The organism is Sphingopyxis sp. OAS728 (genome assembly GCF_014873485.1).
GTDB lineage: Bacteria > Pseudomonadota > Alphaproteobacteria > Sphingomonadales > Sphingomonadaceae > Sphingopyxis.
The window spans coordinates 2,055,731-2,076,789 of the sequence record NZ_JADBDT010000001.1 but is presented as its reverse complement, the minus strand read 5'-3'; the positions used below and the strand labels follow the sequence as shown (position 1 = coordinate 2,076,789).

Below are 21,059 nucleotides of genomic sequence, written 5' to 3'. Positions count from 1 at the left end.
TTTGGGCTTTCCTACATTATCCCGCCGTGCCAGCCTTCCGGCTCCGGCTCTTTGACTCGTCCAAATCTGCTGCCCCGCCGCGGCGCGAAACGTCGCGCCTGCGCGCGACCTTTGCGATGTTTCGCCCACGCCCGCTGTGGATGACTTTCGCGACCTTTGACCCGCGCTTAAAGCGACAAAGGAGACAGTTTCACGCCGCGCATCCGTATCCTTTGTCTCCTTAACGCCACAAAAGCCACAAAACGCCCCCGCGCATGCGGGGCTTTTGTGGCTTTAAGACCCTGCTGACAGCGGCGCTTTCGGCTGCTAGGGCGCGGCGCATGACCACGCCTTTGTCCCATATCCGCAATTTTTCGATCATCGCGCACATCGATCACGGGAAATCGACGCTCGCCGACCGGCTGATCCAGTTCACCGGGGGCCTCACTGCGCGCGAGATGTCGGCGCAAGTCCTTGATAATATGGACATTGAGAAGGAGCGCGGGATCACGATCAAGGCGCAGACGGTGCGCCTGAAATATAAGGCGCACGACGGCGAGACCTATGAGCTGAACCTGATGGACACGCCCGGCCACGTCGACTTCGCCTATGAAGTGTCGCGGTCGCTCGCCGCGTGCGAGGGCGCGTTGCTCGTCGTCGATGCCGCGCAGGGGGTCGAGGCGCAGACGCTGGCGAACGTCTATCAGTCGATCGAGCACGACCATGAGATCGTGCCGGTGATCAACAAGATCGACCTGCCCGCGGCCGACGTCGACAAGGTGAAGGCCGAGATCGAGGACATCATCGGGCTGCCCGCCGACGACGCGGTGCTCGCCAGCGCCAAGTCGGGCATCGGCATCGAGGAATGCCTCGAGGCGATCGTCACCAAGATCCCGCCGCCGAAGGGCGACGCCGCGGCGCCGCTGCTCGCGATGCTCGTCGACAGCTGGTACGACCCGTACCTCGGCGTCGTCATCCTCGTCCGCGTGGTCGACGGGATCCTGAAAAAAGGCCAGCAGATCAAGTTCATGCAGGCGGGTACCACCCACCTGATCGACCGCGTCGGCTGTTTCACGCCGAAGCGCGAGGAGCTGACCGAGATCGGCCCCGGCGAGATCGGCTTCATCACCGCGCAGATCAAGGACGTCGCGCAGGCGCGCGTCGGCGACACGGTGACCGACGCGAAGAAACCCGCCGCAAACCCGCTGCCGGGGTTCAAGGAAGTCCAGCCGGTCGTCTTCTGCGGCCTGTTCCCGACCGACGCGAACGACTTCGAGAAGCTCCGCGAAAGCATCCAGAAGCTCCGCCTCAACGACGCGAGCTTCTCGTTCGAGATGGAAAGCTCGGCCGCGCTTGGTTTCGGCTTCCGCTGCGGCTTCCTCGGCCTGCTCCACCTCGAGATCATCCAGGAGCGGCTGACGCGCGAGTACGACCTCGACCTGATCACCACCGCGCCGTCGGTGGTGTACAAGCTGAAGCTCAGCCACACGAAGAATGAGGCGGCGAAGGAGATCGAGCTCCACAACCCCGCCGACATGCCCGACCCGAACCGCATCGACGAGATCGAGGAGCCGTGGATCGAGGCGGTCATTTACGTGCCCGACGATTATCTGGGGCCGATCCTGAAGCTGTGTCAGGACCGCCGCGGGGTGCAGAAGAATCTGACCTATGTCGGCGGCCGCGCGCAGATCACCTATGAGCTGCCGCTCAACGAGGTGGTGTTCGACTTCTACGACCGGCTGAAGAGCATTTCCCGTGGGTATGCGTCGTTCGACTATCACCAGATCGGCCACCGCGCCGGCGACCTCGTCAAGATGAGCATCCTCGTCAACAACGAGCCGGTCGATGCGCTGAGCATGATCGTCCATCGCGGTTCGGCTGAAAGCCGCGGCCGCGGCATGTGCGAGCGGCTAAAGGACCTGATCCCGCGCCACATGTTCAAGATCCCGATCCAGGCCGCGATCGGCGGCAAGGTGATCGCCCGCGAAACCATCGCCGCGCTGCGCAAGGACGTGACCGCCAAATGCTACGGCGGCGACGCGACCCGCAAGAAGAAGCTCCTCGAAAAGCAGAAAGAGGGCAAGAAGCGGATGCGCGAATATGGCAATGTGAACATCCCGCAGGAAGCCTTCATTGCGGCGCTCCGAATGGGTGACGACGCCTGATCAACCTCCGGGCTGACGCGTAAAGAATAGAACTGATTCCAATCAGGCGGCGCTGCGGGGGCAGCGTCGGCCTGCTCGTCCGCGTGCGCGATTTTGAAATCCGACTAGTGCGGCGATGATGTCGGCCGCCTTGCCGTCCGGTCCCCGACGGCCGCGCGCCGTTCCCCGAGCTGCGACACAGCGTCGCGTTCGGCCAGACTAATCGTCGCGCGACATGCTGCCATATGGGCGCGGTCAATAATGACAAAAAAAGGACAGATTAATGAAGCTTTCCGCTCTCCCCTCGCTGGCGGTCGTCACCGCCCTTGCCATCGCAGCGCCGGCCGCCGCCGAGCCGTTCAAGGGCCCCTATGTCGGCGCCCAGGCTGGCATGGTGCATAACAAGGTCGGGACGATCGATGCCGACGTGGGTTCGGTCACCGTCAACGATTCGAAGGATGCCTTCACCGCCGGCATCTTCGCAGGTTACAATATCCAGCCGATCGCGCGGATCGTTGTGTCGCCCGAAGCTGGCTTCAACATTGGCACCAGCGATGCGATGTCGCTGAAGGGTGCGACGACGATCGGGGCGGTCAATCCGCGCTATTCGTTCGATCTCGGTCTGCGCGCCGGATATCTGATCGACGACAACTCGCTGATCTATGCGCGCGGCGGCTATGAAAATCTCAACGCGACCGTCCATGCCCTCGACGGCAAGGTTCCGGTTCGCGATCGCGATACCTTCGACGGCTGGTCGATCGGCGGTGGGTACGAGCGCGTGATCACCGGCGGCATCTCGGCGCGCGTCGAATATCGCTACAGCGACCTCGGCGGCAGCGACGGCAAGTTCGACCGCCACCAGGCGCTGTTGGGCGTCGCCTACAACTTCTGAGAAAGCCAAACCTTTCGAAGACAAGGCACGGGCGCACCGGTGGGTGCGCCCGTTCGCTTGTATGCCTTGGGCTATCCTAACGGGTCGTTGTCCCGGGACGGCCGCATCCCTACCTGCCGTCCTTGTTGTGAGTCCGACCGGAAAGGCGATGGGCGTGCTTGATCTCGACGATCTGGCCATTTTTGTGGAAATTGCCGACGCTGGCGGTGTGTCTCCGGCCGCGCGTCGGCTTGGCGTTTCCAAATCGATCGTGAGCCGCCGGCTCTCCCGGCTCGAGCGCGAACTTGGCGTCCAGCTTTTGGCCCGCACGACGCGCGGTGCCGCGCTGACCGAGGCGGGGAGCACTTTTCGCGACCATGCGGCGCGGATCGGCGCAGAAATGGATATGGCGCGTGAGGTGATGGTGCCGGTGGGCGATCTGCGTGGTCGACTCCGTCTCGCGGTGCCGCTTGCCTATGGAACGACCCATCTTGCGCCGATCCTTGCCGAATTGGCGCGCCGACACCCCGCGCTCCAGGTTCAAACATCCTATAGTGAGGATTTCGTCGATCTGGTGAGCGAGGGCTTCGATGCCGCGATCCGTATCGGCCATTTGGCGGATTCGTCCCTCGTCGCGCGGCGCGTGGGGGCGGTGCGGCCGCTGCTTGTGGCGAGTCCCGCCTATATCGATGCGCATGGGGCGCCGCGAACGCCGGCCGAGATTGGCGATCATGAGGCGCTGATGCAGGGCACCGAAAGTTGGCGCTTTATGACAAAGACTGGACTGGTGTCGGTTCATCCGCAGGGCCGTTTCAAAACGGCCAACGCCTTCGCGCTCGCCGAGGCCGCGAAAGCGGGCATCGGTATCGCCTATTTGCCCGATTCTGTGGTCGTGGAGGAGGTGGCTTCGGGAGATCTTCGCGTGATCATGCCGAATTACCCCCCGGCGGAAACCGGCATTCACGTCGTGCGGCCAGCTGGCATTCAAGCTCCGCGCAAGGTTCGCATCCTCATCGACATATTGCTGGAGTATCTGGGCAAGTCGAAAAACGCACCGAAACTTGCGCTTCCCGGCGGAGAATAGCGTGATGCCCATACCCGACGCCGCCCCGTGTCAGGGGCGGGGCGACGAAGGGGAGAGAAACGGGAGGTGCGTCGGCGCCTACATCTCGATGGTGATGCGGATCTTCGACGGAGTGGTGCCCGCGGCGTGGGCGAGTTCGGCGCGCATGCGGGTGACGAGGTCGGAGAGGTGATCGCCGCCCGGCGCGCTGTCGCGGCTTAGCAGTTCGGTCGGCGAAGTGCCGAGCAGCGCGGCGAGTTCGTGTAGCCGCGCGAGCCGCGGGCGCGAACGGCCCTGTTCCCAATAGCAGATCGAGGTGACGGTAACGCCGAGCTGGTCGGCGAGGTCGGTCTTGCTGAGGCCTTTCGCCCGGCGCAGTCGTGCGAGCCGTTCGCCGAGTACTTCAAAGGTGGGGCCGTCTGGGTGGTCGTGGATCACAGACTTGCAACCTTTCGGACTTCAAGGTGCAACATTACCAAAGTTAAGCCGGGTTCGGCTTTCAACATTTCACCGATCTGGTGCGGCGAAAATGCGTAGTACGATATGTGTAGTCCTATGGATCGGCGGGCGGATTGCGGTGGGCGCCCGGCGCTCCTATCGTGCCCGGACTGGGAGGTCGTGATGACCGGAACGGACAGGCAGGTGCGGTTGGCGCCCCGGATCGAGGATGTCGCGGTGCATTGCGCACTGAACGACGGGACCGCGGTATGCCTGCGCACCATTACCCCCGACGACGCGCCGCTGATCCGCGAGGGGATCGCCAAACTGTCCGCCGAGTCGCGCTATTTGCGCTTCTTCTCGCCCGCGCCGGTGTTGCCCGATGCGGTTGTCGAGCGGCTCGCCGACGTCGACGGACACGACCATATCGCGTGGGGCGCGATCTGCAGCGACTGCCCGGGGCGGCCGCCGATCGGCGCGGTGCATGCGGTGCGGCATCGGCACGACGGACCGGTGGGCGAATTTTCGGTCGCGGTGCTAGACGAATTTCAGGGGCAGGGGCTGGCGCGGATGATGACCGCGGCGCTGCTCGTCCACTGCCATGCCGAGGGGCTGGACGTGCTCGACGTGCATATGCTGTCCGAAAATGCGGCGGCGAAGCGGCTGGTGAAATCGATGGGTGCGGCGTGGGCCGGCGAGTCAGCGGGGGTCGCTGAATATCGGCTCGACGTCGCTGCGGCGATCGAGGCGCTGCGCGCCGATGCCGACGCGCCGGGGGTGCAGGATGTGCTGCGGACGCTGGAGGGGGCGAACGGGGCCGCGGACTAGTCCCTCCCGCCGCCCTGGGTCGCTGGTGGCAGCGGGAGGGTGGTCCGTGAAATGGTTCGCTGAAAGCGAGTTCCCGTCCCATTTAGGGTCAATATCGCGGATCACGGGGTGCTGCGGTGATCGAGATCACAGGCGAGGAAAAAGGTGAGGGGCACGACAAAGGGCGCCGGAATCGACCGGCGCCCTTCACCCTGCCCTTTAGGGGAGGCAGCCCTTATTTCTTGGCGGGGTCGGCCGGCGGCGTGGCGCCGGTTTCCGATGGAGCGATTTCGCCATTGTCGTCCATTGCGTTGGCCTTTTCCTCGCCCGCGGCTTCGACGGCGTCGGCCTTGGCTTCGGTGGCTTCCTTGGCCGGACCTTCGGGCATGGCGTCGGCCTGCTCGTCGATCACATCGGCCTTGGCTTCGGCCTGATCCTCGACCTTGTCGGCGGCCGGGCTCTGGCAGGCGCCGAGAGCAAGGGCCGAAGTGGCGGCGAGGGTAATGAACATCTTGCGCATATCGAGTGACTCCCAAAGTTGACTCGGGGGCTTAACGCCGGGTGAACGAGAGAGTTGCAATAAAATCGTCATAGCACTGGAATTGTGCCGCTTTTTCTTTCGGATAACGGCGGCAGCCGTTCAGTCCCGCGGCTTGACCTTAACCCAGACTTGCACCGTCGCGGCGAATTTCCCGGGCGCGGGCGGGGTGACGTCGATCCGTTCGGCGGTGACGAGCTCGCCGGTCGCGAGGTTGAAGCTGGCCCATGGTTTGGGCATGCGGCCGAAGCTCATCTTCTGGATCGGCTGGCCGGTGGCGGTGTTCATGATCGTTGCGTTGATACCCATGGCGCGCCGGTAGCGAGCGGGGGCGGCTCCTGTCTAGGTCCGACCTTGGCCGCCACGCAAAAAAAGAGGGCGCCGGAAGCGCCCTCTCTCTATCTGGTCCGGTCCCGCGGGCCTCAGAAGCGCTGTTGGCGCTCGTAGAGGTCGCGGTAGTGCTGGATGCGTGTCACGCGCAGCCCCGGCATGCCGCTGCGGTCGATCGACCGCTGCCAGCCGGCAAATTCCTCGAGGGTCAGCCCATAACGTTCGCACACTTCATCGACAGACAAGAGTCCACCGTTAACGGCTGCGACAACCTCTGCCTTGCGGCGAACGACCCAACGGGTCGTCGACGGCGGCGGCAGCGTGTCGAGGGTTAAAGGTTCACCGAGGGGGCCGATGACCTGTGCGGGCCGGATTTTCTGATTCTCGATCATAGTCATTCCATATTTTCACCGTCGGGGGGGGATTTTTCCGACGCGTTTTTCTTTAAATCGGAGGGACTCAACATCGGCTGAAATCCTCTGGTAAACAGGCTGTTCATAGTTTCCGGCGAGGCGTTCAGATCGTCCGGCAAGTCGAAGAAGCGAACGACCCGCGGCGCCTTTTGTTCCGCCATGCGGGTCGTCCCGCAAAGAATATGACGAAGGGCGTTGAGCGTCGCGGCGTGCGATTCGCGGTGCGCCTGCGTCCGCAGTTGCCGGACGGTCGGCAGCATGGCCTGACGCGCGCTGGAGACAGCCAGGATGATGTCGAAGTCGGGCTTCGACAGTCGGGCCGCACCGGCAATGCGTGGCAGTTCTGACGGGGCGATGTTCATGCGACTCGTCTACGCGAGAGGAGCTAAGGTCCCGTAAATGCCCGTTTCAGAACCCGTTAGCGAAGCTTAATCCGCGTCAATATCTTGACAGGCGCGGCGGAAAAGCTGGTATTTTTGGATATGCATCCCTAGATGGCGCCGACCATGATCGACACGATTTCTTCTCCTGCCGGGCTCGCCCAGGCCGACTTTCAGCTCGCTTCGCCGCTGAAGGACCGGCGAATCGTCGTCGCGATGTCGGGTGGAGTCGACTCGAGTGTCGTCGCCGCGCTCGCCGCGCGATCGGGCGCCGAGGTGATCGGCGTGACGCTCCAGCTCTATGATCATGGCGCCAAGGCGAAGCGCGTTGGGGCCTGCTGCGCCGGGCAGGATATCCGCGACGCGCGCGCGGTCGCCGACCGGCTGGGCTTCGCGCATCATGTCTATGATCATGAGAGCCGTTTCCGCGATACGGTGATCGACCAGTTCGCCGACGAATATCTGAACGGGCGGACGCCAATCCCCTGCGTGCGCTGTAATATGGGGGTGAAGTTCACCGACCTGTTCCGGCTGGCGAAGGAACTGGGCGCCGACTGCCTTGCGACCGGCCATTATGTGCGGCGCGTGATGGGGCCCGCGGGCGCCGAACTGCACCGCGCGGTCGATCCGGCGCGCGACCAGAGCTATTTCCTGTTCGCGACGACGCAGGACCAGCTCGACTTTCTGCGTTTCCCGCTCGGCGGGCTCGAGAAGAGCGTCGTGCGAGAGATTGCGCGCGACCTCGGCCTCGGTGTCGCGGGCAAGCCCGACAGCCAGGACATCTGTTTCGTGCCCGACGGCGATTATGCGACGCTGGTCCGGAAGCTGCGCCCCGAGGCCGACGATCAGGGCGAGATCGTCCATGTCGACGGCACGGTGCTCGGCGCACACAAGGGGCTGATTCATTATACCGTCGGCCAGCGCCGCGGGATCGAGATCGGCGGACAGGCCGAGCCGCTGTATGTCGTCCGCCTCGATGCCGACGCCAAGCAGGTGATCGTCGGCCCGCGCCGCGCGCTGGCCGTGGCGGGTGCGCGGCTGGGCGAGGCGAACTGGCTGGGGGCGGTCGACGGGCGCGATGTGATGGCGAAGGTGCGCAGCATGGCGAAGCCGGTGCCCGCGCGCGTCGAGGGCGAGCGGCTGGTCTTTGCCGAAGCCGAATATGGCGTCGCGCCGGGACAGGCGGCGGTGCTCTATGACGCGGCCGACAATTCGCGCGTGCTCGGCGGCGGCTGGATCGAAGAGACGTTCGCGGCGGACTTTAACCCGGAATAGATTGCACTTTTCGCCCCGATGCCGCAGCCTGCCGGCAAATCGGGGAGAAGAGAGATGGTCAATTGGGTCTTGCGCGGCGCCGTCCTGTTGTGGGCGCTGTTCTTCGTCATCGTCGGGGCACGCGGGTTGTTCGATCCCGCGAGCTATACCGAGACCTTTGGTATTGTCGTCGAGGGCATGGCGACGAATACGATCCGCGCCGACCTGTCGGCCTTTTTCCTTGTCGCAGCGGGCGCCGCGTTGGTCGGTGCGCTGGTGCCGGGCTGGCTACGTGCGTTGCTTGTACCCGCCGCACTCTACGGGACGGCGCTTGCAGGGCGCCTGTTCGGGATCGCGAACGGCGACCTCGTCAATTCGGGGATCGTACAGGCGATGATTATCGAGGCGCTGACCGTGTTGCTGATGATTGGCAGCTGGTGGGTCTTGTCGCGGCCGCAGGCGGGCGAGCCGATCGCGGGCGATGTCGTGCACTGAAATCGGCGCGGCGGGTAACGACCTATAGGGTACCTTCTGCCCACCTGATCCGTTCGCATCGAGCGTAGTCGAGATGCCCCTCGGGCTAGACTTTGCACCGATGGGTGTCTCGACTTCGCTCGACACGAACGGACTTAGGGGTGGCTGATCCCCACCCGTAAACAGACTCTGTCGAAACGACGGATTTCCGCCGTTGCTTGTTATTTTAACCATTTTGTGAGTAACTGCACACCGGGTCGCTTCTGTTTTCCTTTGTGGTGGGAGGGGGCATATGGCATCGGGTGATGACAAACGGACAGCTTCGGATAGGCGGTCGGCCGACCGGCGCGTTACCGAAGATCCTGATTTTAAAGGACCGGATCGTCGCAAGGGCGATCGGCGGACGGGCAAGGATCGCCGCTCCGACTAAGCGCGGCGGTGCGCGCCGACAGGAGACGGAATTTGACTGAACCGCGCGTCCCCCGCCTGAGCGTCGACATCGTGTCCGACGTAATGTGCCCCTGGTGCATCATCGGCTGGCTGAAATTCCAGAAGGTCATGGCGCATTTTGCGGGCCGGCTCGATTTTCGCGTCCAGTGGCATCCGTTCGAGCTCAATCCCGACATGCCGCCCGAGGGCGAGGATGCGGCGAGCCATGTCATGCGCAAATATGGCATCAGCGCCGAGCAGAGCCGCGCGAACAGCGGCAAGATGGCGGGGGTCGCCGCCGACCTCGGCTTCACCTTCAACCGCGGGCCGGATTTCCGGATGCGCAACAGTTTCGACGCGCACCGCCTGCTGACCTGGGCAGGGGCGCTCGAGGAGCCTGAACAGGCCGGTGCGACGGGCGTGCAGACCGCGCTGAAGCTCGCGCTGTTCGCGGCGCATTTCACCGACAATCGCGACGTGAGCGATCATGCGGTGCTTGCCGACGTCGCCGCGTCTGTCGGGCTCGACCGCGAACGCGCGGCCGCGATCCTCGCTTCGGACGAGTTCGGTGAGATGGTGCGGACCGAGGAGGCCTATTGGGCCGACCAGAATGTCACCGGGGTGCCGGCGTTCATTCTGGGCGGGCGGATGCTGATCCCCGGCGCGCAGGATCCCGACGTGTTCATTCGCGTGATCGAGACGAAAGTGTTGGCGGCCGCCGCCTGAGGAACCGCCCCGGCGGCCACGCGTTTTCCGACCATCCTCTTCAAGGAACTGGTCATGGCCGACGATCCCCGCAAAACGCAAGCAGACGACGCCCCCGAGGCGCACAACCGCGAGCAGGATGACGAGGAGGCGCAAGCGCAGAGCGTCGCCGAAGCCGCGCGTCATGACCGGCCGCTGGAAGACAGCGACAAGGCCGGCAACGGCGACGACAGCGACGATGTGCAGGATCTGGTCGACCATATGAAGCAGATGGAACGGTCGGGCGTGATCGACATGGACGCATATCGCGGCGAACGCAGCGACGATGATGAGGATGACGAACTCGGTCCCGGCGGGATCGAGGATGACGAGCCGCGCGGCGCGCCATAGCCATCAATATGGCGCCGCACCGGCCGCGATTATCATGCGTTACACCCTATAGCAGACCTGCCTTATTGGGATTTCGCTAAACATCCGCCGGTAAGATCGCCGGCATGTCCGGACCCGATTTTCATTACCCGCGGCGCCGCGCCGTTCGCCGCCCCAAGCTCGTCCACTCGCGTCGGCGCACCGCGTCTAGCCTGTGGCTGGCGCCGCTGATGGCGGTGGCGTTCCTCGCGGCGCTTGCCGGTTTGCAGCGCATGCCGGGTGGAGCGATTGCCGATGCCGGCGACGCGATCGGAATGTCCATCATGGACAGCGCTGCACCAGCTGCAAAGGATGCGCTGTCGGCGCGCTTCGCGCTCTGCCACAGTGGCGGCGGCAGCAATTGCGTCGTCGACGGCGACACCTTCTGGTTCGCGGGCGACAAATATCGCGTTGCCGACATCGACACTCCCGAAACGCATCCGGCGCGCTGTGCCGAGGAGGCGGCGCTGGGCGCGGCGGCGACCGGGCGGCTCCATCGCTGGTTGAATGAAGGGTCATTCAGTCTGGAAAGCGCCGGCCGCGATGCCGACCGTTACGGTCGCAAGCTGCGCATCGTTACGCGTGGCGGGACGAGCGTCGGGTCGGTGCTGGTCGCCGAAGGGCTGGCGCGACCGTGGGAGGGGCGGCGGCGTCCCTGGTGCCGGGCCTAAGTCTAGTCGCGCGGCTCGTCGGTTTCGGCCTCTGTCTCGGTTTCATCGGCGTCCGCGTCAGCCTCCACATCGGCATCGTCGGCGGCGACTTCGGCCGCCCTTGTCGCGGCCTCGGCCGCGTCGGCCGCGGTTGCGGCGTCGGATTCGTCGGGGGCTGGCGGAAGCTCGCCCCTCAGCGGCGGGTTCGGGCCGGCGAGCTGGCGGCTGATATCGGCGGTGAGCAGCTGCGCGACCGGATCGTCGCCGAGCGCGCCGAGTTCACTGCGGCGCGCCGCTAGCGCGGCGGCGCGCTCTTCCTCGGGCAGCCTCGCGACATCGATATAGAAGCGCACGGCCTGTAGCCAAGGCGCGTCGTCGGTCAGCACATCCTCGGCCCAGCGGCTGAACGGACCGCCCGCCGCGTGCCAGGCGTCGTCCTGCCGATCGAGGAAGAAGAGGACGCGCGATCCACGCGGGAAGACATAACGGATGCACGCGCCGGCGAGGCTCTGCGGATGCGCGTCCTGAAGGTCGTAGGGATTGCTGAGCAGCATGTCGCCGTCGGTCGCGATCATCGCGGGCAGCGTGATCGGGCGGTTTGGCATCGGGCCCTTGAGCGCTTCGACCGGCTCGACCGCGATCATCTGCTCCGGCGTGCTGTCGCGCTCGAAATCGCCATCGGTCACGGTGCCGAGCAGGATGAGCTCGGCGCGCTCGACGAGTTCGAGGTTGGTCGGGACGCGGTAGCCGGGGGCGGGCGAGCAGGCGTGGGCGGGAAGCGGCGCGGCGAGAAGCGCGACGGTAGCGAGCAGGGGGAGGGGACGCATGGCCGGAGGGTAGCGGCGCGGCCGCGCTATGGGAAGCGGGCGCGGCTTTGGTGCACCCTATCTTGGTATATGGAGCCGACTCGATTCCTGTGCGTATGATGACCAAGCTCCCCTCCCCGGAGCGGCAAGGAGAAATGACCATGGCAGAGCATGACCATAGCGCGATCAAGGAAGGCCTGAATGTCGTCGGCGCCGACGGCGTCCACATCGGCACCGTCGACCATCTCGACGGCGAACGCATCAAGCTGACCAAGGCCGACAGCGGCGACGGCAAGCATCATTACCTTCCCGCGGGCCTCGTGGCCGCGGTCGAGGGCGACACGGTCCGCCTGTCGGCAAACGCCGCGAACGCGGTCGACCTGTTCGAAGAAGCCGAATAGGCTTTGACGAAATAACAGAGGGCCGGCGCCGCAATCGGGCGCGCCGGCGCCTGAACTGGCCCGCCCTTTCCCCTGGGGCGGGCCATTTTCGTTGGGGTGGAGACAAAACGAAAGGGAGCCGGTTTCCCGGCTCCCTCCCCGATCGCGTTCGCGATGCGGTCTCTCCCTATCTCAAGGTGGGGAGCCAGGTGCACCCGGCTCCCCCCAGCGCGGCCACGTCCCTTATTGCCAGGGGTCGCCGCTGCTAGTTTCGTTCAGCGCGATTCGATCGCGGCGGTCGTGCGCGCCTGGATCTCGGCGGCCGACAATTTCGTGACGAGGCCGTGGGTCGCGCCCACCGCACCGTGATAAATCTGGGCGATCGGCACATTATAGAGCTTGCCGCCGCGGACGACGATCGCGGTGTCGCCTTCGACGCTCTGCACGGTGCCGACGCTGTTGCCGCCGGTGTCATAAAGCTCGGCGCCGGCGCGGACCTGTTCGCGTGTCGCGAGGGTGAGGTTGGCATCGTCGACGGCCTTGCCCACCGTGCCGCCAACGGGCTTGGCCACGCCCTCGACGGTTTCCTGAACCGCGCCGCCGTTCAGCCCAACCTTGCCGACGAGATTGACGTTGGCGCTGCCGTCGGGCGCGAGCTGCGCGAAGGCAGGATATACGAGGAGGGCGGGGGCGACCGTCAGAAGGGCGAATGCTTTGCGCATGTCTGTCTCCGTCGTGGGTTGGGTTCGGCATCGGCGCCCGCCCGCGGGGGGGAAGGGGCGGCGCCGATGCCTACGGCGGGGAAACTTGTGCAAGGTCAGATTGTTGCATCGGATCTGACGGGTTGCGACGGGCCGCGCCGCGCGAGCGACGAGTGGCTAATGCGGGTTCGGGCTCGATGCTTTTCCGGGCGGGACGGCGATCAATTTGTTGAGCGTCGCGAGGCGCCGGCGCGCCTCCGTCCAGTCGCGTTCGGGGTGCGCCTGGATCTGTTCGAGGAGGACGCGAACCTCCTTGCGGCGGTCGCCTTCGGTTACGGCCTGCATCGGCTTTCTCCTTTCGCGCCCGATTATAGCAGCGATGCGGCGCAGCGGGCGGCGATCCGTCGTGCGGACGGGGCGGTTAGTCTGGCCCCGACGCCGCGTCGATCCGTTCGTTCTGGCGCAGCAGGTCGCGTGCGCGCTGGCGGGCGATTTTGCGGTCGTGGCTGTTGTGGCGCAGGAAGGCGATGCCGATGATGGCCGCCGCCACCAGCAACAGGATCAGGCCATAGGCAATGAGGGTTCTGGTCTCGATGATACCGACTCCTTCGGCGCAGCCGTTTTGCGCCGCAATAATTACGGATGCTTCGCTTTTAGGTTCCATTTGCGGCTTCGCAGTGCCCGTTGCCCCGCCTCCCCGTGTGCGGCATTTTGCGCTATAAGGCGGCAGACCAGCGCGAGCGGGAAGCGCGGACGATCGGGAGACGGGATCGAGGCAGGAGAAGGATCATGACCAAGGCGGAGCTATTCGACAGGATCAAGGCGGTGATCGCCGCGCGAAAGGCCGGCGATCGCGAATGGCTGAAGGACCTCGTTGCCGAGGGTGCGACCTATTCGGTCGCGGCGCGCGACGGCGATCTGCCGGGTTTTCCGGTGAAGAGCGACGATGTCGGGACCGCAGTCGACAAGCTGATCCGGCTGATCGAATATAAGGAGGTCGATTACGACCTTCCCATCATCGACGGGCTTCGCGCGGCGGTGGTCATGAACATCAAGGCGGAGTCGAACGGTGTGCCGTTTGATTTGCGGCTGTGCGGCATGTGGGAATTCGACGCCGACGGGCGGGCGATATCGCTGGTCGAATATACCGACACCGCGGCGATGCGCGACTGGCTGACGGGCGGCGGCGAAGCGATCACAGTCGAACTCGTCAATCCGGCTGCTTAGGTAAGCATGAGACCTGCGTCGCGCGGGTGATCGCGATCGAAGATCGCAAAGGTCGCCCACGAAGAGCGCGGACGAAAGGTCGCAAAAGTTGCGCGCCGGTGCGACGTTTCGCGCGTCGGAGCGGGCGCGGATTTCGACGGTTCAAAGAGCGAGGGGGGCGAGGCTGGCACGCGGCGGCGATGTAGGAAAGGGGCGCGCGGTCCTATTTTGCCTTGGGCTCGAACGGGCGCGGGGTGGCGCGGCGCGGCGGCGATGCCTATCTAGGCCGCGATGACGAACGGGGACCGGAAGATGGTGGTGGTGGCGCGGCTGCGGACGGCGCCCTTGGTGGGGTGGCAGTTCGCCTGCGCGGTGCTGCTCGGCGTGCTGCTGGTGCGGCTCGACTGGGGCGGCGATCCGGTCGATGCTTTCCGGAACATGGTCTTCGGGCAGCCGCTATTGCTGCTCGGCATCGCGGCGGTCCTGGCGGTGTGGGCGTATATCATCGGCATGTGGCGGCGGCGCGGCGATTACCTCCGCCACGACGGGGTGACGCTCTATCGCGGCGCAAGTGCCCAGTGGCCGCTCGCGCTGGTCCGCGATGTGGTGGTGGCGCGCGGCAATATCGGGCTGGAGTCGCTCCGGCTGGTCGTCGACGACGACAGCGAGGTCACGCGCGAGCTGGTGAAGCTCTATATGCTCGAAGGCTCGCCCGAGGTGGTGCGCGACGGGGTGATGTTCGCGGTGGCGCGCGCGAGCGGGACGATGCGGCCGGCCACGGTGCATTGAGGGTTCGCAAAGCCGCCGGTTCCGGGGCGTCAGGCCGCCATGTCCGCGGCGCGGGCATCTTCCTCGATACAGAATAGCGCGCGCGATTTGCCGCCCGCCTTGGCGCGGTACAGCGCGGCATCGGCGCAGGCGATCAGCCGTTCCAGCTCGACGCCGAGCTTCGGCGCGGTCGCGATCCCGACGCTCACCGATACCGCCATGCTGATGTCGTCGACCAGATAGGGCTTGCCGATCTCGCGAATGATCCGGCGCGCAAGGAGTTCGGCTTCGCTCTCGTCGCGAAGGCCGGCCTGCAGGACGATGAATTCGTCGCCGCCGAGCCGCGCGACCACATCGTCGGCGCGCACCATCGTTTCGAGCCGGCGCGCGACCTGTTCGAGCAGCGCGTCGCCGGCGGGATGGCCGTGGCGGTCGTTGATCGCCTTGAACCCGTCGAGGTCGAGGAAATGGAGCGCGACGAGGTTGCGCGCCCGCATCGCACGTTCGGCGCGGTCCTGAAACAGTTCGCGGAGCACGAGGCGGTTCGACAGACCCGTCAGCGCATCGGTGCGCGCGAGCTGCGCCATGTCGTGCCGCGCGGTATGATGCTCGACCGCCGAACGGTGCAGGTGCGCGACGGTCTGAAGGCTGAGGCCGGTGATCGACGCGACGATGAACGCTTCGATCAGGAAGAGTTCGCCGTGCAGTGCGATGCTGTGCGCCTCGGTCGCATGCCAGGCGAGCGCGACGACCGTCGGCACGGTGGCGATCAGCAGGCTGGTCACGCAGATGGCGGGGCGCACCGACGTGCGCGACACGATGCCGGCGCCGAAGCTGAAGATCAGGCTGACCGTGATCAGGTGCAGCAGCGGATAGTGGACCGATATGGCGGTGACGTTGAGCGCGGCGAGCAGGACGGCGGTCGCATAATTGCCCGCCGCATAACGGCGTTCCCATCGCCTGAGATCGTCATAGGAGGCGACGGGCTTCACCCGGTCATAGGCCCGGAAGGACGCGACGCGCAGCGCAGTCACCACCGCGCCGACGGCGGCAAGCGCGAGGAGAAAAGCGCTGTCGAGTTCGCGTCCGACGAGCAGGCAGATGCCGACAAACACCGCGCCGAGCCCGAACACCGGGATCCACATGGAGAAGAGCATATCGACGAAGTCGCGATAGACCGGCAGCGGAAGCGTTGCGGGGCTTCCAAACAAGTGCCAGCGCGATGGACCCTCGATCGGCGGTGGGGATTCCGATCCATTCATGATCCCGACCCTGCGCCGATAAGGTTAACGTCGGGTATGCCCTGCGGCGGATCGTTTTCGGGCCGGCGCGCTGTATGGGCAGGACATCGCGAAACAGGGCGATGAGCGGGCAGGGCCGCGAGCGCGTGCATGACGATTGGCGCAGGGTAATCGGGTCGACCAAAGTGCTTCCGGGTCTTTCCCTTTTCGTCACCCCGGACTTGATCCGGGGTCCATGCAGCGGCCGTAGAATGGATGCCGGATCAAGTCCGGCATGACGATGAAGGGGAGAGGGGGGCGTTACCCACCCGGCGGCGGCAGTCCGAATTCCTCCGCCAAGTCCCGCCATTCCGGGTTCGCCGCCTTGATCAGGTCGATCTTCCACTTGCGCTGCCAATTCTTGATCTGCTTCTCGCGCGTGATCGCGGCGTGCATCGTCCCAGCGAGTTCGAACCAGACGAGCGCCTTCACGCCATAGCGGTCGGTGAAGCCGCCGAAACTGCCATCGCGATGCTGGCAGATGCGCTGGATCAGGTGCGAGGTGACGCCGGTGTAGAGCGTGCCGTGCCGCGCGCCGGCCATGATATAGAGGCGTGCATGGGGTGGAGGCTAGGGCGGCGATGGACCCCGGATCAAGTCCGGGGTGACGAAGATGGGGTCGGATTGGAGGCTTCTTTTTTGGTTCGTCATGCCGGACTTGATCCGGCATCCATGAAACGAGTGCGATATTTAAACAGTTCCTAGCTCTGACTGGAGGGCTGGGCAGCGCCTTTCCATTTTGAAACCTTGGAAGGCAACACATACAGATATTCGGTCAGCGCTTTTACAAATTCGATGATCTGATCCACATCTTGGACAGTTGCACCATCGTAGTCGTCATCAGCATGGCGAGGTTCATTCGCACTTAAGCGTATTTCATGTGCCCAATCCCGCATTTCTTTGGTTAGCAGGCCATCGTTGCTCGCTAGCTCAATTCTAGAGAACAGGGATCCGTCTTTATAGCCTTTATCTTTTAGCATTGAATCGATGGCGGACGCGGCCAGCATCAAAGCTCCGTCGGGAGCGTGCCTCGACTCCAAAGCTTGTTGAAAGAATTTTTTTGGTTTTTCAGGAAGCTGTTCCGAAGCGGTTTCTACCGATGGATAAATGTCTCTTATCCGAACCAGGGTAGGGGTTCCTCCGATGTCCGGCGTCTCTCCATATGCTGTCGAACCATAACATAGCGCATGACGATGGCAGCGAGAGCATTCTATCGCGAAATGCCACCAAGTATCTGCGTTCGAATCTCGATAGTGGCGCTGAGGCTTCATCGAAATCGATAGCAATGGGGATGCCACTCCGCAGTGAGGGCATCTATCAACGTCATACACGATTTGATCCATCAGCACCGGATCATTCATCGATATGGCTCTCCATAATATGCGTGTTCTCTAAGCCGTCTAAACTGAAAACCCGCCCGAGTTGCGCCGGTTCGAGCTTGCCGCGAGCACCTTCTTGCCCGTCGGGGTTAGCGCCCATTTGGCGCCCTGCTTGACGACGAGGCCCAGCGTGACGAGTTCGTCGCGCACGGGGTCGGTGGGGAGTTGGGGGCGGCGGTTCGAGAGGCCTTCGAGGGTCGCGCGCTGCGGCTGGCTGAGGATCAGGAGTTTCTGTTTTTGTTTGTCGGTCATTTTGGCCTCTGACTTCTTGTTGTATCGCGGGAGGGCGGTTCTGCTGCCCTCCCCGCTGCAACTAGCGAGCTTCGCCCGCAAGTTTCGCTACCCCTCCCGCAAGCGGGAGGGGTTTATCGCGGCGTTTACTCGGCGGCGATGCCCGCTTTCGCGAACATGTCTTCGCCGTCGCTGTCGGCATCGTTAACCGGCGCGGCGTCGTCGCTGGTCTTGGCTTTCTTGCGGCTGTCGAAGCTGGTCCACACGGTGTTCCAGTCGCCGCGCGTCGCGCCCTTGCTGTATTCGGTCGCGCGCGTTTCGAAGAAGTTGGCGTGCTCGACGCCGTTCAGCAGCGGGGCGAGCCAGGGGAGCGGGTGCTCCTCGATCATGTAGATCGGCGCGAAGCCGAGCTGGCCCAGGCGCCAGTCGGCGATGTAGCGGATGTAGCGCTTGATCTCCTTCGGCGTCATGCCGGGGACGGGGCCCTGTTCGAACGCGAGGTCGATGAACGCATCCTCGAGCCGCACCGTTTTCTGGCAGGTGTCGATGATGTCTTCCTTGACGCTCTTGGTCAGGCAGCCGCGTTCCTTGGTGAAGGTGTGGAACAGCTTGATGATGCCTTCGCAGTGCAGGCTTTCGTCGCGGATCGACCAGCTGACGATCTGGCCCATGCCCTTCATCTTGTTGAAGCGCGGGAAATTCATCAGCATCGCGAAGCTGGCGAAAAGCTGGAGGCCCTCGGTGAAGCCGCCGAACATCGCGAGCGTGCGCGCGATATCCTCGTCATTGTCGACGCCGAAGGTGCCCATATAGTCGTGCTTGGCGCGCATCTCGTCATATTCGAGGAACATGCCATATTCGCTCTCGGGCATGCCGATCGTGTCGAGCAGGTGGCTGTAGGCCGCGATGTGCACCGTTTCCATGTTGCTGAACGCGGTCAGCATCATCTTGATCTCGGTCGGCTTGAACACGCTGCCGTATTTTTCGTGGTAGCAATCCTGCACCTCGATATCGGCCTGCGTGAAGAAGCGGAAAATCTGCGTCAGCAAATTGCGCTCATGGTCGCTGATCTTTTGCGCCCAGTCGCGGCAATCCTCGCCCAGCGGCACCTCCTCGGGCACCCAGTGGATCTGCTGCTGGCGTTTCCAGAAGTCATAGGCCCAGGGATATTCGAAGGGCTTGTAGGTCTTGCGGGCTTCTAACAACGGCATCGGCGTTTCCTCGGTTCTTGTCTCTTGTGTGTCCCGGCGAAAGCCGGGATCCAGTTGGCTTGGCGTAAGGTCGCTCTGGGCCCCGGCTTTCGCCGGGGTTCACGTGGAGCGGGCTAGCTTACTGGCAAGCCAGGCATTCGTCATAGTCGGTGCTTTCGGCCGACAGCTCGTATTTCGGGGCTTCCGACGTGTTGTCGGCCTCGACCCCGCCCGCGAAGCCGGCGCGCTGCACCGATTTCGAGCGGAGATAATAGAGCGATTTGATGCCGAGCTCCCACGCGCGATAGTGGAGCATCAAGAGGTCCCATTTCTCGACGTCCGCCGGGATGAACAGGTTCAGCGACGCCGCCTGATCGATGTAGGGCGTGCGGTCGGCGGCGAGTTCGAGCAGCCAGCGCTGGTCGATCTCGAAGCTGGTCTTGTAGCAGTCCTTCTCGTCCTGCGTCAGGAAGTCGAGGTGCTGGACGCTGCCGCCGCGCTCGAGGATCGAGTTCCAGATCGCGTCGCTGTTCTTCGCCTTGTCGACGAGCAAAGCTTCCAGGTGCGGGTTGCGGATCGAGAAGCTGCCCGAGAGCGTCTTGTGCGTGTAGATGTTCGCCGGGATCGGCTCGATGCACGCGCTGGTGCCGCCGCAGATGATCGAGATCGACGCGGTCGGCGCGATCGCCATCTTGCAGCTGAAACGCTCCATCACGCCCTGATCGGCGGCGTCGGGGCAGGGGCCGCGTTCCTTGGCGAGCAGCATCGACGCCTGATCGACCTGCGCGCGGATATGTTTGAAGATGCGAAGGTTCGACGACTTCGCCATCGCGCCCTCGAACGGCAGGCCGCGCGCTTGAAGGAAGCTGTGGAAGCCCATGACGCCGAGGCCGACCGAGCGTTCGCGCGACGCGCTATATTTGGCGCGCGCCATTTCGGGCGGGGCGCGGTCGATATAGTCCTGCAGGACATTGTCGAGCATGCGCATGACATCCTCGATGAACTGCTTGTCGCCGTTCCACTCGTCCCAGGTTTCGAGGTTCAAGGACGAGAGGCAGCAGACCGCGGTGCGATCGTTGCCGAGATGGTCGCGGCCGGTCGGCAGCGTGATTTCCGAGCAGAGGTTCGAGGTCGACACCTTGAGGCCGAGGTCGCGATGATGTTTCGGCATCATGCGGTTCACCTGGTCGATGAAGATGATGTAGGGTTCGCCGGTCGCGAGGCGCGTTTCGACGAGCTTCTGGAACAGGCCGCGCGCATCGACGGTGCCGCGGACGCTCTGGTCCTTGGGGCTGCGCAGGTTGAATTCGGCGCCGTCGCGGACGGCCTCCATGAACTCGTCGGTGATCAGCACGCCGTGGTGGAGGTTCAGCGCCTTGCGGTTGAAGTCGCCCGAGGGTTTGCGGACCTCGAGGAACTCCTCGATCTCGGGGTGCGAGATGTCGAGATAGCAGGCGGCCGAACCGCGACGGAGCGAGCCCTGGCTGATCGCGAGGGTCAGGCTGTCCATCACGCGGACGAAGGGAATGATGCCGCTGGTCTTGCCGTTGAGGCCGACGGGTTCGCCGATGCCGCGGACCGCGCCCCAATAGGTGCCGATGCCGCCGCCGCGCGAGGCAAGCCAGACATTCTCGTTCCACGTGCCGACGATACCCTCGAGGCTGTCGTCGACCGAGTTCAGGTAGCAGCTGATCGGCAGGCCGCGGCCGGTGCCGCCGTTCGATAGAACGGGGGTGGCGGGCATGAACCACAGCTTCGAGATATAGTCGTAGAGGCGCTGCGCATGGTCCTGATCGTCGGCATAGGCGTCGGCGACGCGCGCGAAGAGGTCCTGATAGGATTCGCCGGGCAGCAGGTAACGATCCTCGAGCGTTTCCTTGCCGAAATCGGTGAGCAGCGCGTCGCGGCTCTTGTCGGTCTCGATCGCGAAGCGGCGCGCGTGGACCTTCGGCTCGCTGCTGTCGTTCAGCTTTGCCGCGGGCGCGGCATCGGCAAGTGATTCGCCCTTCGATTCGGGCGCCGCCGGAGCGTCATTCTTTGCCAGTTCCACCGTCGCCACGTCGCTCGTCTCCACTCGTTCCGTTTCCCGAAAATCCATCGAATTCGCCCCCGATTTGAACGCGCACCCGGTGCGCTTTGTTCCTGTCTTGTTCGACTCAGGGCGAAGCCCCGGTCTTAGCATCTAACCCGTCTGCGTGGGCACTTTTTTTGGGCGCAGGGAGGGTTTTTCCGTGT

27 protein-coding genes are annotated in these 21,059 nt (G+C 64.3%); 12 read left to right on the top strand and 15 right to left on the bottom strand.

The window, feature by feature from the left end:
* Window positions 1-320: 320 nt before the first annotated feature.
* From lepA to GGC65_RS09585, 3 genes are all read left to right on the top strand, one after another.
* Complete coding sequence (gene lepA / locus GGC65_RS09595; protein WP_192646945.1) at window positions 321-2,144, top strand: translation elongation factor 4; 1,824 nt, start codon at window positions 321-323, stop codon at window positions 2,142-2,144.
* Window positions 2,145-2,406: 262 nt separating this feature from the next.
* Entirely contained in the window at window positions 2,407-3,015 is a 609-nt protein-coding gene (locus GGC65_RS09590) for an outer membrane protein (RefSeq protein WP_192646944.1), read from the top strand.
* Between the two features lie 43 nt (window positions 3,016-3,058).
* Complete coding sequence (locus GGC65_RS09585) at window positions 3,059-4,078, top strand: LysR family transcriptional regulator (protein WP_318780148.1); 1,020 nt, start codon at window positions 3,059-3,061, stop codon at window positions 4,076-4,078.
* Window positions 4,079-4,156: 78 nt separating this feature from the next.
* Here the strand turns inward: GGC65_RS09585 and GGC65_RS09580 are convergent, their stop codons facing one another.
* A complete protein-coding gene (locus tag GGC65_RS09580) occupies window positions 4,157-4,495 on the bottom strand; it encodes a helix-turn-helix domain-containing protein (RefSeq protein ID WP_192646943.1) in 339 nt (112 codons plus the stop codon).
* A gap of 183 nt (window positions 4,496-4,678) precedes the next feature.
* On the opposite strand from GGC65_RS09580, the gene GGC65_RS09575 reads away from it, so the two are divergent.
* Window positions 4,679-5,323 carry a GNAT family N-acetyltransferase gene (locus tag GGC65_RS09575; protein ID WP_192646942.1) on the top strand — a complete coding sequence of 215 codons (645 nt, stop codon included), beginning with the start codon at window positions 4,679-4,681 and terminating at the stop codon, window positions 5,321-5,323.
* Between the two features lie 214 nt (window positions 5,324-5,537).
* Here the strand turns inward: GGC65_RS09575 and GGC65_RS09570 are convergent, their stop codons facing one another.
* The 4 genes from GGC65_RS09570 to GGC65_RS09555 form a co-directional block, all read right to left on the bottom strand.
* Window positions 5,538-5,894 carry a hypothetical protein gene (locus tag GGC65_RS09570; protein ID WP_225940756.1) on the bottom strand — a complete coding sequence of 119 codons (357 nt, stop codon included), beginning with the start codon at window positions 5,892-5,894 and terminating at the stop codon, window positions 5,538-5,540.
* 48 nt (window positions 5,895-5,942) lie between these two features.
* Window positions 5,943-6,149: a hypothetical protein gene (locus GGC65_RS09565; protein WP_192646941.1), complete on the bottom strand. Its 207-nt coding sequence runs from the start codon at window positions 6,147-6,149 to the stop codon at window positions 5,943-5,945.
* A 113-nt stretch (window positions 6,150-6,262) separates the two neighbouring features.
* Window positions 6,263-6,562 carry a DUF1153 domain-containing protein gene (locus tag GGC65_RS09560; RefSeq protein WP_039576512.1) on the bottom strand — a complete coding sequence of 100 codons (300 nt, stop codon included), beginning with the start codon at window positions 6,560-6,562 and terminating at the stop codon, window positions 6,263-6,265.
* Between the two features lie 2 nt (window positions 6,563-6,564).
* Window positions 6,565-6,945: a hypothetical protein gene (locus tag GGC65_RS09555; protein WP_192646940.1), complete on the bottom strand. Its 381-nt coding sequence runs from the start codon at window positions 6,943-6,945 to the stop codon at window positions 6,565-6,567.
* Window positions 6,946-7,089: 144 nt separating this feature from the next.
* Between GGC65_RS09555 and mnmA the strand changes: the two genes are divergently transcribed.
* The 5 genes from mnmA (at window position 7,090) to GGC65_RS09530 (ending at window position 10,904) form a co-directional block, all read left to right on the top strand.
* Window positions 7,090-8,238 carry a tRNA 2-thiouridine(34) synthase MnmA gene (gene mnmA, locus GGC65_RS09550; protein ID WP_225940755.1) on the top strand — a complete coding sequence of 383 codons (1,149 nt, stop codon included), beginning with the start codon at window positions 7,090-7,092 and terminating at the stop codon, window positions 8,236-8,238.
* 54 nt (window positions 8,239-8,292) lie between these two features.
* The gene (locus GGC65_RS09545) at window positions 8,293-8,712 is read left to right on the top strand and encodes a hypothetical protein (RefSeq protein WP_192646938.1); all 420 of its coding nucleotides are present in this window, start codon (window positions 8,293-8,295) and stop codon (window positions 8,710-8,712) included.
* 441 nt (window positions 8,713-9,153) lie between these two features.
* Window positions 9,154-9,846 (top strand): DsbA family oxidoreductase, encoded by a 693-nt coding sequence (locus GGC65_RS09540; protein WP_192646937.1) that lies wholly within the window; start codon window positions 9,154-9,156, stop codon window positions 9,844-9,846.
* Window positions 9,847-9,900: 54 nt separating this feature from the next.
* Entirely contained in the window at window positions 9,901-10,215 is a 315-nt protein-coding gene (locus GGC65_RS09535; protein ID WP_192646936.1) for a hypothetical protein, read from the top strand.
* A gap of 104 nt (window positions 10,216-10,319) precedes the next feature.
* Window positions 10,320-10,904, top strand: coding sequence for a thermonuclease family protein (locus GGC65_RS09530; protein WP_225940754.1), 585 nt, complete (start codon window positions 10,320-10,322; stop codon window positions 10,902-10,904).
* 2 nt (window positions 10,905-10,906) lie between these two features.
* Here the strand turns inward: GGC65_RS09530 and GGC65_RS09525 are convergent, their stop codons facing one another.
* Window positions 10,907-11,710, bottom strand: a complete 804-nt coding sequence (locus tag GGC65_RS09525) for a hypothetical protein (RefSeq protein ID WP_192646935.1) — start codon at window positions 11,708-11,710, stop codon at window positions 10,907-10,909.
* A gap of 140 nt (window positions 11,711-11,850) precedes the next feature.
* Here GGC65_RS09525 and GGC65_RS09520 point away from each other — a divergent pair, with 140 nt between their 5' ends.
* Entirely contained in the window at window positions 11,851-12,090 is a 240-nt protein-coding gene (locus GGC65_RS09520; RefSeq protein WP_056368769.1) for a DUF2171 domain-containing protein, read from the top strand.
* 254 nt (window positions 12,091-12,344) lie between these two features.
* Here the strand turns inward: GGC65_RS09520 and GGC65_RS09515 are convergent, their stop codons facing one another.
* The 3 genes from GGC65_RS09515 to GGC65_RS09505 all read right to left on the bottom strand — a co-directional run bounded on the left by GGC65_RS09515 (window position 12,345) and on the right by GGC65_RS09505 (window position 13,434).
* Window positions 12,345-12,791 (bottom strand): hypothetical protein, encoded by a 447-nt coding sequence (locus GGC65_RS09515; RefSeq protein ID WP_192646934.1) that lies wholly within the window; start codon window positions 12,789-12,791, stop codon window positions 12,345-12,347.
* 156 nt (window positions 12,792-12,947) lie between these two features.
* Window positions 12,948-13,115, bottom strand: coding sequence for a hypothetical protein (locus GGC65_RS09510; RefSeq protein ID WP_192646933.1), 168 nt, complete (start codon window positions 13,113-13,115; stop codon window positions 12,948-12,950).
* 76 nt (window positions 13,116-13,191) lie between these two features.
* The gene (locus GGC65_RS09505) at window positions 13,192-13,434 is read right to left on the bottom strand and encodes a hypothetical protein (RefSeq protein WP_192646932.1); all 243 of its coding nucleotides are present in this window, start codon (window positions 13,432-13,434) and stop codon (window positions 13,192-13,194) included.
* Window positions 13,435-13,559: 125 nt separating this feature from the next.
* On the opposite strand from GGC65_RS09505, the gene GGC65_RS09500 reads away from it, so the two are divergent.
* On the top strand, window positions 13,560-13,997 hold the full coding sequence (locus GGC65_RS09500) for a nuclear transport factor 2 family protein (protein ID WP_192646931.1): 438 nt from the start codon (window positions 13,560-13,562) through the stop codon (window positions 13,995-13,997).
* 270 nt (window positions 13,998-14,267) lie between these two features.
* Window positions 14,268-14,765, top strand: coding sequence for a hypothetical protein (locus GGC65_RS09495; RefSeq protein WP_192646930.1), 498 nt, complete (start codon window positions 14,268-14,270; stop codon window positions 14,763-14,765).
* Between the two features lie 29 nt (window positions 14,766-14,794).
* On the opposite strand, the gene GGC65_RS09490 is transcribed toward GGC65_RS09495, so the two are convergent.
* The 6 genes from GGC65_RS09490 to GGC65_RS09465 all read right to left on the bottom strand — a co-directional run bounded on the left by GGC65_RS09490 (window position 14,795) and on the right by GGC65_RS09465 (window position 20,922).
* Window positions 14,795-15,955 (bottom strand): GGDEF domain-containing protein, encoded by a 1,161-nt coding sequence (locus GGC65_RS09490; RefSeq protein ID WP_225940753.1) that lies wholly within the window; start codon window positions 15,953-15,955, stop codon window positions 14,795-14,797.
* A 330-nt stretch (window positions 15,956-16,285) separates the two neighbouring features.
* Window positions 16,286-16,567, bottom strand: coding sequence for a GIY-YIG nuclease family protein (locus GGC65_RS09485; RefSeq protein WP_192646929.1), 282 nt, complete (start codon window positions 16,565-16,567; stop codon window positions 16,286-16,288).
* Window positions 16,568-16,725: 158 nt separating this feature from the next.
* On the bottom strand, window positions 16,726-17,385 hold the full coding sequence (locus GGC65_RS09480) for a DUF4145 domain-containing protein (protein ID WP_192646928.1): 660 nt from the start codon (window positions 17,383-17,385) through the stop codon (window positions 16,726-16,728).
* 39 nt (window positions 17,386-17,424) lie between these two features.
* Window positions 17,425-17,655, bottom strand: a complete 231-nt coding sequence (locus GGC65_RS09475; protein ID WP_192646927.1) for a hypothetical protein — start codon at window positions 17,653-17,655, stop codon at window positions 17,425-17,427.
* A gap of 125 nt (window positions 17,656-17,780) precedes the next feature.
* A complete protein-coding gene (locus tag GGC65_RS09470; protein WP_192646926.1) occupies window positions 17,781-18,845 on the bottom strand; it encodes a ribonucleotide-diphosphate reductase subunit beta in 1,065 nt (354 codons plus the stop codon).
* 118 nt (window positions 18,846-18,963) lie between these two features.
* Complete coding sequence (locus GGC65_RS09465) at window positions 18,964-20,922, bottom strand: ribonucleoside-diphosphate reductase subunit alpha (protein WP_192646925.1); 1,959 nt, start codon at window positions 20,920-20,922, stop codon at window positions 18,964-18,966.
* Between the last annotated feature and the right edge of the window lie 137 nt (window positions 20,923-21,059).

What these genes read in the sequence shown, in the direction of transcription:
- GGC65_RS09485 (WP_192646929.1), bottom strand. Translation starts at nt 16,567, where the DNA reads ATGGCCGGCGCGCGGCACGGCACGCTCTACACCGGCGTCACCTCGCAC.
- GGC65_RS09535 (WP_192646936.1), top strand. Translation starts at nt 9,901, where the DNA reads ATGGCCGACGATCCCCGCAAAACGCAAGCAGACGACGCCCCCGAGGCG.
- GGC65_RS09500 (WP_192646931.1), top strand. Translation starts at nt 13,560, where the DNA reads ATGACCAAGGCGGAGCTATTCGACAGGATCAAGGCGGTGATCGCCGCG.
- GGC65_RS09480 (WP_192646928.1), bottom strand. Translation starts at nt 17,385, where the DNA reads ATGAATGATCCGGTGCTGATGGATCAAATCGTGTATGACGTTGATAGA.
- GGC65_RS09470 (WP_192646926.1), bottom strand. Translation starts at nt 18,845, where the DNA reads ATGCCGTTGTTAGAAGCCCGCAAGACCTACAAGCCCTTCGAATATCCC.
- GGC65_RS09590 (WP_192646944.1), top strand. Translation starts at nt 2,407, where the DNA reads ATGAAGCTTTCCGCTCTCCCCTCGCTGGCGGTCGTCACCGCCCTTGCC.
- GGC65_RS09525 (WP_192646935.1), bottom strand. Translation starts at nt 11,710, where the DNA reads ATGCGTCCCCTCCCCCTGCTCGCTACCGTCGCGCTTCTCGCCGCGCCG.
- GGC65_RS09465 (WP_192646925.1), bottom strand. Translation starts at nt 20,922, where the DNA reads ATGGATTTTCGGGAAACGGAACGAGTGGAGACGAGCGACGTGGCGACG.
- GGC65_RS09570 (WP_225940756.1), bottom strand. Translation starts at nt 5,894, where the DNA reads ATGACGATTTTATTGCAACTCTCTCGTTCACCCGGCGTTAAGCCCCCG.
- GGC65_RS09520 (WP_056368769.1), top strand. Translation starts at nt 11,851, where the DNA reads ATGGCAGAGCATGACCATAGCGCGATCAAGGAAGGCCTGAATGTCGTC.
- GGC65_RS09475 (WP_192646927.1), bottom strand. Translation starts at nt 17,655, where the DNA reads ATGACCGACAAACAAAAACAGAAACTCCTGATCCTCAGCCAGCCGCAG.
- GGC65_RS09530 (WP_225940754.1), top strand. Translation starts at nt 10,320, where the DNA reads ATGTCCGGACCCGATTTTCATTACCCGCGGCGCCGCGCCGTTCGCCGC.
- GGC65_RS09515 (WP_192646934.1), bottom strand. Translation starts at nt 12,791, where the DNA reads ATGCGCAAAGCATTCGCCCTTCTGACGGTCGCCCCCGCCCTCCTCGTA.
- GGC65_RS09565 (WP_192646941.1), bottom strand. Translation starts at nt 6,149, where the DNA reads ATGGGTATCAACGCAACGATCATGAACACCGCCACCGGCCAGCCGATC.
- GGC65_RS09555 (WP_192646940.1), bottom strand. Translation starts at nt 6,945, where the DNA reads ATGAACATCGCCCCGTCAGAACTGCCACGCATTGCCGGTGCGGCCCGA.
- GGC65_RS09510 (WP_192646933.1), bottom strand. Translation starts at nt 13,115, where the DNA reads ATGCAGGCCGTAACCGAAGGCGACCGCCGCAAGGAGGTTCGCGTCCTC.
- lepA (WP_192646945.1), top strand. Translation starts at nt 321, where the DNA reads ATGACCACGCCTTTGTCCCATATCCGCAATTTTTCGATCATCGCGCAC.
- GGC65_RS09575 (WP_192646942.1), top strand. Translation starts at nt 4,679, where the DNA reads ATGACCGGAACGGACAGGCAGGTGCGGTTGGCGCCCCGGATCGAGGAT.
- GGC65_RS09495 (WP_192646930.1), top strand. Translation starts at nt 14,268, where the DNA reads ATGACGAACGGGGACCGGAAGATGGTGGTGGTGGCGCGGCTGCGGACG.
- mnmA (WP_225940755.1), top strand. Translation starts at nt 7,090, where the DNA reads ATGATCGACACGATTTCTTCTCCTGCCGGGCTCGCCCAGGCCGACTTT.
- GGC65_RS09545 (WP_192646938.1), top strand. Translation starts at nt 8,293, where the DNA reads ATGGTCAATTGGGTCTTGCGCGGCGCCGTCCTGTTGTGGGCGCTGTTC.
- GGC65_RS09505 (WP_192646932.1), bottom strand. Translation starts at nt 13,434, where the DNA reads ATGGAACCTAAAAGCGAAGCATCCGTAATTATTGCGGCGCAAAACGGC.
- GGC65_RS09560 (WP_039576512.1), bottom strand. Translation starts at nt 6,562, where the DNA reads ATGATCGAGAATCAGAAAATCCGGCCCGCACAGGTCATCGGCCCCCTC.